Here is a 7,880-nt window from a genome sequence, read left to right as displayed (position 1 = left end):
GGATCAACTGGCTTCTGCTCTCGGAGAGTTGACCGTTCTTCTGGGCAGTGCGGATCTTGCAGAGCCAGGGGCCGATCATTACGCGCTCTCCGTCGGCGTCGATCCCCTCCCGGGCACCAGGAGGACGGCCGTGCCGTTCCACGTAAGCGTGCAGGAGTGTCGCGGTCTGTTCGAAGGAGCGGCGTTTTCTGGTCTTGGGGGTGTTGAGTCCGGCGGGAGTGGTGGGCTTCTTCGCCCTGGTTTTCGTTGTGAGGGTGATGTGTGTGGGAGTGAGGCCCAGGTGGGTCAGGAGATGGCGTTGGCCGTCGTCGAGAGTGTTCCAGGTGGTGAGCTGGCGCTGTAGCCAGGTGCCGGCTTTCACGCCATCAATCACCGTGTCGCGGTGCAGAGTCGCTGGATTGTGTCCGGTGTGGAGATGGCGGGCCAGGAGGTGGTACTTGCGGTGCCAGTCGGGTCCGTACGGCAGGAGCCAGTCGGCATCGAGGGCGGTGAGGCGCGTGCGGCGGGCTTCGGGGAGCTGCCCTTTGCGGGCAAGGCCGCGCTGGTCGACGAGGAACTGGCCGCCGGGATCCTGGGCGGGGATGGCGAGGTGGCCGTGTTCGGTGTGGAAGGCCTCGATGAGGGTCATGTTCCCTTCGAAGGCGGCTTCGTGCTCGTCCCAGATCATGCCGAGCGCGTCGAGTTCTGTGATCCAGTCAGGGGTAAGCGTGTTCCGGCGGTGGGCGGTGCGCTGGCCGGCGATGAAGGCTCCCAAGCGGTAGCCGTAGGCGTCGGTGTAGTCGACCGGGACCTTCAGGTGCCCGTGTTCCGTGTGGTACCGGACGGCGGCGGCCAGGCCGGCGCGGCGGGGTGCCGAGAGCACCGCGCCGGTAGAGGGCCAGGCCAGCAGATCCATCGCTTGGGCGATCGTGCCGGGGTCGAGGGTGAAGTCGAAGCGGAACCGGCGGGTGATCAGGCGGTGGGTGCTCTCGTCCAGGCGGTGCGCGGTGGCCTTGCGTGGGGCGCGGGCGGCGATGGCCTGATCGTGATGGCGTAGCGCGGCGGTGATCAGCCAGAGCGCTTCGTAGGGGGTATCGAGGAGGTTGGTGGGATCGGAGCCGGGTGGGATGTAGGCGGGGATGACCAGGCTCGCGGTCTTCACCTCGACGGTGGGGGGTTTACGCAGGGCGCGGCCCAGGGCCTGGACGATCCGGCGCACGCTCTCGGTGCGGGAGGCGAAGACGATCGCGTCGACGGCCGGCAGGTCGATGCCCTCGGACAGGACCTGGGCGTTGGTGATGACCGCGCGGTCGGCGTTCGCGAAGTTGTCGAGGAGTTGCGCGCGCTGGTCGGGGGTGTGGTTGCCGTTGATCGAGGAGACGGACAGTGTGTCCGCCCAGGGCGGGCGTTGGCCGGGTGGGAGGGTGCGCAGGGTGTGGGGGAACTGGCGGGCGAAGTCTTCGGCGTCGGCGACCTGCTGGAAGTAGACAATCACATGGCGCAGGTCGTGTTCGGTCATCGCTCTGAGGACGGCCAGGTGCAGGGCGGTCGTCCGGCGCGCGGTCGGAGCGAACCCGGTACGCGTACGGTCGGGGTCGGTCAGGACCATCCGCAGGTCGGTATCGGTAATGGTCGGAACCAGGAGCTGGTAGTCGGCCAGAACACCGTCCTCGATCGCCTGGGCGTGGGAGTAGGTGTGCAGGCGGGGGCCGAACACCTTCACATCGTCCATCGAAGCGATCAGGGACGGGGCCTCCCACGCGGGGACAGTGGAGGGAGTGCGCTTGGGCTGCGGGCGTGTGCCCGGGGCCTCGGTCAGGCGTGGTGCCTCCCACTCGTAGGGTGTCGCGGTCAGATACAGACGGCGCTCAGCCGGGATCCGGGTGCTGTCGTGGATCATCGTCCACTCCTTGTCCCAGGACCCGGCGGTACGGTGCGCCTCGTCGATGATCGCGAGATCAAAGGCGGGTACGGGGAACACCGAGTGCTGGGACTCCTCGATCCGCACCAGGGAGTCCAGGGTGACGAACACAGTCGCCCGCTCGTTCATCCTCGCGCGCTGGGACAGCCAGTACGCCAGGTACTCCCCCGACCCCGTACTACTCGCTCCCGCCCCGACCAGCACAGGATGCCGGTCTGCACTCAGGGACGACACCGCCATCAACGGCTCGGTACGGCCATCCGCACGGGCCACAGCCGCCCACTGCCCGATCAGATGCCGGCTGGGTACCACCACCAGCAGAAACCGGACATCAAGCGCCTCCGCAGTCCGCAGCGCGATCAGCGTCTTCCCCGTACCGCACGCCGACACCATATGCCCACGACTCCCCGGCTTCCCCAGCCCACGGACCCCACTGTCCACCGCCGCCTGCTGATCCACACGCAACACACAACGAACGACGACAGGAGCAAGAACGGTCTGAGGCATCACCACAGCAGGCTCGCGGCTGGCAGACATCACGTACAACCTCAACTCGCGCAGAAAGGGACGTACGACGGCGTACAACAGCCATCTTCCCGCAGGGACAACGCAACACCGTCGAACGAGCGCGATCAATCGCCTGAAAAACTGGCGCGGCCCGGCCACCGGTATGAGACGACGGCAGTGATCTTCCGGGCAGGACTCCACATCGCAGCGATCTTCATCTGGTCCGCTCGATGATCCAAGAGAGACACCCTAGGCCGTGTTTTAGAGGTTGCTGGTGCGCTGGGTAGGCCGTCCGGGAAAGTCGCGGGCGGCCATCCAGATGGTGAGGTCGCGCGCGATCCGATCGATGCTGGTCTCGGTGACGACGTCGTGCTCGCGGCGGGTGGTGTCGCGGCGGACGACCTCGTAGCCGCCTTCGTCCAGGACCGCGACGGAGGTGAACCAGGCCGGGTCGTCCTCGTCGGGTTGGATGACCACGAAGGTGTTGTCCGAGGTGTTGAGGTCGCCGATCAGCATGAACAGTGCGTCCTCGGACGGGTCCTCGATGTGGTCGCCGCTCTCACTCTCTGCCCGGTAGTACGCAGCCCTCATCGCCCCTGGTTCCCCTCTGTCCGCCGATCTGAATGCAGCCAGAATGACATGCGGGACCGACACTTCCGGCAGGTCACAGCCATTCGTCGATCGCAGCGACGAGGACGGTCGCTGCGAATCGGACCGCGAGCTTGCCGAAGCGGGTGGCGACCGCCCGGTTTCGCTTCAGCCGGTTGATGCCGCACTCGACCGTGTGCCGGGCTTTGCAGACCACCTCCTCATCGAGCTCGTCGCAGAGCCGCGTACGGTGCGAAAATGCATCTGTTTTGATACATCAAAGATGATGCATTATACTGAGGCCCAGCAGACGGCGCGAAAGGAGCGGACACATGCGGAAGTTGGCCGGGAACCCCTGGGCGGTACTGGCGACCATGTCGCTGGGTTTCTTCATGACCTTGCTGGACCTGACGATCGTGAACATCGCGATCCCCGACATGATCGACGGACTGGGAGCGACCCTCGACCAGACCCTGTGGGTGATCAGCGGCTACGCCCTCGTGCTGGCGGTGCTGCTGATCACCGCAGGGCGGCTCGGCGATGTCTGGGGTCCCCGCAACCTCTTCATCACCGGTGTGGTGGTGTTCACCGCCGCCAGCATCGCCTGCGGTCTGGCCACCGGCCCGGTGATGCTGATCGTCGCCCGCGGGGTGCAGGGTCTCGGCGCCGCGCTTCTCACACCGCAGACGATGACGCTGATCATGTCGGTCTTCCCGGCGCAGCGGCGCGGCACCGCGATGGGCATCTGGGGCATGGTGGCGGGGCTGGCCACGCTGTCGGGTCCGACCGTGGGTGGGGTACTGGTCTCCACCCTGGGATGGCGCTGGATCTTCCTGGTGAACGTGCCGATCGGGATCGCCGCACTGGCACTGGCCTTCCTGGTGGTGCCCGATCTGAGGACAGGCCGGACCCGGACCTTCGACATCTCCGGCGTTCTACTGGCCACCGGCGCGCTGTTCTGCCTGACCTTCGCGCTCCAGGAGGGTGAGCACTACCACTGGGGCCCGAAGATCTGGGGGCTGCTCGCCGCGGGCGCCGTGCTGACCGTCGGGTTCCTCGTCCACCAGCGGGGCCGGCAGGACCGGGAACCGCTCGTGCCGTTCGCCCTGTTCAAGGACCGCAACTTCTCCGTGCTGACAGTGCTGGTCGCCCTGGTCTCGATGGCGATGATCGGGCTGGTCCTTCCCTTCAACCTCTACCTGCAGTCCGTCCTCGGCCTGAGCGCGATCAAGGCTGGCCTGGTACTCGCCCCGTCGTCGCTGGTGTCGATGACGGTGGGGCCCTTCGCGGGCCGGCTCTCGGACCGGATCGGCGGCAAGTACCTGCTGATGGCGGGTCTCAGCCTCTACGCCGTGGGAATGGCGGCGATCGCGCTGATCGCCGGCCCGGCTTCCTCCTGGTACGCCTTCATCCCGGCCACCCTCATCACCGGTCTCGGTATCGGCTGCGTGATCGCGCCCATGTCCGCGGAAGCGATGCGCAACGTCGAACCGCGGCTCGCGGGAGCGGCTTCCGGGGTCAACAACACGATCCGCCAGACCGGCTCGGTCATCGGCGCGGCCGCGGTGGGCGCCCTGCTCCAGAGCCGGCTCGCCGCGGAACTGGCCGGCGGAAAGGCGTACGCGGACGCCTTCGTCGCAACCCTGCACGTAACGGCGGTACTGCCGATCACCGTGGTACTGGCCGGGGCGCTGGCCTGCTTGCTGATCCGCGGCCGGACCGAGGAGACGGCGGGAACGCCGGCCGGAGCGGGCCCCGGAAAGGCGGTTGCGGCGACAGGCGTTTAGAACGGCTTTAGCCGGACGGCTGATCCTGTCCGCACAGTGCCGTTCACTGCCTCCGGATCCATGACCCAAGGAGACGACGCCATGACAACACAGCCCCCTAACGTGATCCTCAGCGGCGGACCCGCGACACTCGAACTCAAGTTCGAGGACCGGATCCGTTACGTCGAGGACACGACCTCCAAGGTGAAGCTGCTCAAGGGCAACCGGTACGAGCATTTCGAGCCCACGAGCGCCATGACCACGGAGAAGGAGCTGGAGCTCCTGGTCTACGCATGGAGCGGATACACCTACGTCGCCGAGTAGAAACCCCCCGCCGAAAACGGAAGCCGCCCGGGTACCGAGCACCCGGGCGGCTTCCGTTTCCCGCAGGTCAGGCCGGATCGGGCGCCAGCCGGGCCAGTACCTCCGGCGAAAGTCGCCGGGCCAGGGCCTCCAGGAGGGCGATCACCTCGGTCACCTCCACAGGGTCTTCGGTCCCCAGCGCTGTGGCCAGGGCGTCGTCCACACGTGTCGCGGCAACCTCTGCGCGGCGGTCGGTCACCTCGGGGTTCTGGCGGACCAGAGTCCGGCGGCGGTCGCGGGCGTCGGTCCGGGTGACCACCGAACCGGTCTCCCGCAACCGGGCCACGCAGGCGGACACAGCACTCTGCGGCAGACCGGAACGGGTGGCGATCTCACCGACCGTCGTGTCCGGGTGCGCGTAGATGTCGAGCATCACGATCAGGACCGACCGCGTGCTCATCTGCCGCTTGCCGAGGCTTTCGGTGGGAATGGCCTCCTCAGCGATCTTCATGAGGGTGCGCCCCAGCAGGAAAAGCTGTACTCCATTCACACGGACGACCTTATATCAGGATCGATGTATCAGATCAAATGGGACGAGCTCTCAGCCGACCACCGTCCAGTTGTCGTTGCCCGCGAGCAGGGCGGCCAGGTCGCCCTTGCCGTCCCGCTCCACGGCCGTGTCCAGTTGCTCGGCCATCTTCGTGTCGTACACCGGCCGTTCCACGCTGCGCAGTACCCCGATGGGGGTGTGGTGGAGGGTGTCGGTGTCGGCGAGCCGGGACAGGGCGAACGCCGTCGTGGGGCTCGGGGCGTGGGCGTCGTGGATGAGGATCTGTGATTTGTTGTCCTCGGTGACCGTGACCACGTTCAGGTCGCCGGTCAGTGGGTCCCGTACGACGCCCTTGGTCCCGTCGGTGCCGAAGAGGATGGGCTGTCCGTGTTCGAGGCGGATCACCGCTTCCTGGGCCTGCTCCTTGTCCTTCAGGACCTCGAACGCGCCGTCGTTGAAGATGTTGCAGTTCTGGTAGATCTCCACCAGTGCTGTGCCCGGGTGGTCGGCGGCGGCGCGCAGCACGCTGGTGAGGTGTTTGCGGTCGGAGTCGATGGTGCGGGCGACGAATGATGCTTCTGCGCCGATGGCCAGGGATACCGGGTTGAATGGGGCGTCCAGGGAGCCCATCGGGGTCGACTTGGTGATTTTGCCGAGTTCGGAGGTGGGGGAGTACTGGCCTTTGGTGAGTCCGTAGATCCGGTTGTTGAACAGCAGGATTTTCAGGTTCACGTTGCGGCGCAGTGCGTGGATGAGGTGGTTGCCGCCGATGGAGAGTGCGTCGCCGTCTCCGGTGACGACCCAGACCGACAGGTCGCGGCGTGAGGTGGCCAGGCCTGTGGCGATGGAGGGGGCGCGGCCGTGGATGGAGTGCATTCCGTAGGTGTTCATGTAGTACGGGAAGCGGGAGGAGCAGCCGATGCCGGAGATGAAGGCGATGTTTTCTTTTGCCAGGCCGAGGTCGGGCATGAAGCCCTGGACGGCGGCGAGGACGGCGTAGTCTCCGCATCCGGGGCACCAGCGTACTTCCTGGTCGGATTTGAAGTCCTTCATGGACTGTTTCGCTTCGGCCTTGGGGACGAGCTGGAGGAGTTCGTTGGTCTCAGGCATCGATGGCCTCCTCAAGGGCGGTGGCGAGCTGCTCGGCCTTGAACGGCATGCCGTTGACCTGGTTGTAGCTGTGGGCGTCCACCAGGTATTTGGCGCGGATGAGTGTGGCGAGCTGGCCGAGGTTCATCTCGGGGACGACGACCTTGTCGTAACGTTTCAGGACTTCGCCGAGATTCCGTGGGAAGGGGTTGAGGTGGCGCAGGTGGGCCTGGGCGATGGGGCGTCCGGCGGTGCGCAGCCGGCGTACGGCGGCGGTGATGGGGCCGTAGGTCGAGCCCCAGCCCAGTACGAGGGTCTTCGCCTGGGCGGGGTCGTCGACCTCCACGTCCGGGATCTGGATGCCGTCGATCTTGGCCTGGCGGGTGCGGACCATGAAGTCGTGGTTGGCGGGGTCGTAGGAGATGTTGCCCGTGCCGTCCTGTTTTTCGATGCCGCCGATGCGGTGTTCGAGACCGGGTGTGCCGGGGACGGCCCAGGGGCGGGCGAGTGTCTGCGGGTCGCGTTTGTAGGGCCAGAACACTTCGGTGCCGTCGGCCAGTTCGTGGTTGGGGCCGGCTGCGAACTGGACGCGCAGGTCCGGGAGCTGGTCGAGTTCCGGGATGCGCCAGGGTTCGGAGCCGTTGGCGAGGTAGCCGTCGGAGAGCAGGAAGACCGGGGTGCGGTAGGTGAGGGCGATCCTCGCGGCGTCCAGGGCCGCGTCGAAGCAGTCCGCCGGGGTGCGCGGTGCGACGATCGGTACCGGGGCCTCGCCGTTGCGCCCGTACATCGCCTGGAGCAGGTCGGCCTGCTCGGTTTTGGTGGGCAGTCCGGTGGAGGGGCCGCCGCGCTGGATGTCGATGATGAGGAGCGGCAGTTCCAGGGAGACCGCGAGGCCGATGGTCTCCGACTTCAGGGCGACTCCGGGCCCGGACGTGGTCGTCACGGCGAGTGACCCGCCGAACGCGGCGCCCAGCGCTGCGCCGATGCCCGCGATCTCGTCCTCGGCCTGGAAGGTGCGTACGCCGAAGTTCTTGTGCCGGGACAGCTCGTGCAGGATGTCGGAGGCCGGGGTGATCGGGTACGAGCCGAGGTACAGCGGCAGGTCGGCCTGCCGGCCCGCGGCGATCAGCCCGTAGGCCAGGGCGAGGTTCCCCGAGATGTTGCGGTACGTGCCGGT

Annotated in this window: 8 protein-coding genes; 2 read left to right on the top strand and 6 right to left on the bottom strand. The window is 66.9% G+C overall.

Going from position 1 to position 7,880, the window contains the following annotated elements; genetic code table 11:
* The 3 genes from B082_RS0129765 to B082_RS0129755 all read right to left on the bottom strand — a co-directional run.
* The coding region (locus B082_RS0129765; protein ID WP_234018271.1) for a DEAD/DEAH box helicase at positions 1-2,407 on the bottom strand (2,407 nt) is incomplete at its 3' end.
* A gap of 261 nt (positions 2,408-2,668) precedes the next feature.
* Positions 2,669-2,998, bottom strand: coding sequence for a hypothetical protein (locus B082_RS0129760; RefSeq protein WP_018555447.1), 330 nt, complete (start codon positions 2,996-2,998; stop codon positions 2,669-2,671).
* A gap of 73 nt (positions 2,999-3,071) precedes the next feature.
* On the bottom strand, positions 3,072-3,212 hold the full coding sequence (locus B082_RS0129755) for a transposase (protein ID WP_018555446.1): 141 nt from the start codon (positions 3,210-3,212) through the stop codon (positions 3,072-3,074).
* Positions 3,213-3,327: 115 nt separating this feature from the next.
* Between B082_RS0129755 and B082_RS0129750 the strand changes: the two genes are divergently transcribed.
* Both B082_RS0129750 and B082_RS0129745 read left to right on the top strand, forming a co-directional pair.
* Positions 3,328-4,782, top strand: a complete 1,455-nt coding sequence (locus B082_RS0129750) for a DHA2 family efflux MFS transporter permease subunit (RefSeq protein ID WP_018555445.1) — start codon at positions 3,328-3,330, stop codon at positions 4,780-4,782.
* An 81-nt stretch (positions 4,783-4,863) separates the two neighbouring features.
* Positions 4,864-5,085: a DUF5988 family protein gene (locus tag B082_RS0129745; protein ID WP_026250328.1), complete on the top strand. Its 222-nt coding sequence runs from the start codon at positions 4,864-4,866 to the stop codon at positions 5,083-5,085.
* 67 nt (positions 5,086-5,152) lie between these two features.
* Here the strand turns inward: B082_RS0129745 and B082_RS0129740 are convergent, their stop codons facing one another.
* The 3 genes from B082_RS0129740 to B082_RS0129730 form a co-directional block, all read right to left on the bottom strand.
* Positions 5,153-5,575: a MarR family transcriptional regulator gene (locus B082_RS0129740; RefSeq protein WP_018555443.1), complete on the bottom strand. Its 423-nt coding sequence runs from the start codon at positions 5,573-5,575 to the stop codon at positions 5,153-5,155.
* A 90-nt stretch (positions 5,576-5,665) separates the two neighbouring features.
* Positions 5,666-6,724 (bottom strand): 2-oxoacid:ferredoxin oxidoreductase subunit beta, encoded by a 1,059-nt coding sequence (locus B082_RS0129735; protein WP_018555442.1) that lies wholly within the window; start codon positions 6,722-6,724, stop codon positions 5,666-5,668.
* On the bottom strand, positions 6,717-7,880 hold a 1,164-nt coding region (locus tag B082_RS0129730), incomplete at its 5' end, for a 2-oxoacid:acceptor oxidoreductase subunit alpha (RefSeq protein WP_018553548.1). The genes B082_RS0129730 and B082_RS0129735, both read right to left, overlap by 8 nt.

Origin of the sequence: Streptomyces sp. ATexAB-D23 (assembly GCF_000373645.1) — a bacterium.
In the GTDB taxonomy this organism is placed as follows: Bacteria; Actinomycetota; Actinomycetes; order Streptomycetales; family Streptomycetaceae; genus Streptomyces; species Streptomyces castrisilvae.
Note: the sequence above shows the minus strand (reverse complement) of the source record. Positions and strands in the feature narration are given on the sequence as shown.

Coding starts and splice junctions, on each gene's coding strand:
- B082_RS0129760 (WP_018555447.1), bottom strand. CDS start 2,998: ATGAGGGCTGCGTACTACCGGGCAGAGAGTGAGAGCGGCGACCACATC.
- B082_RS0129750 (WP_018555445.1), top strand. CDS start 3,328: ATGCGGAAGTTGGCCGGGAACCCCTGGGCGGTACTGGCGACCATGTCG.
- B082_RS0129745 (WP_026250328.1), top strand. CDS start 4,864: ATGACAACACAGCCCCCTAACGTGATCCTCAGCGGCGGACCCGCGACA.
- B082_RS0129740 (WP_018555443.1), bottom strand. CDS start 5,575: ATGAAGATCGCTGAGGAGGCCATTCCCACCGAAAGCCTCGGCAAGCGG.
- B082_RS0129735 (WP_018555442.1), bottom strand. CDS start 6,724: ATGCCTGAGACCAACGAACTCCTCCAGCTCGTCCCCAAGGCCGAAGCG.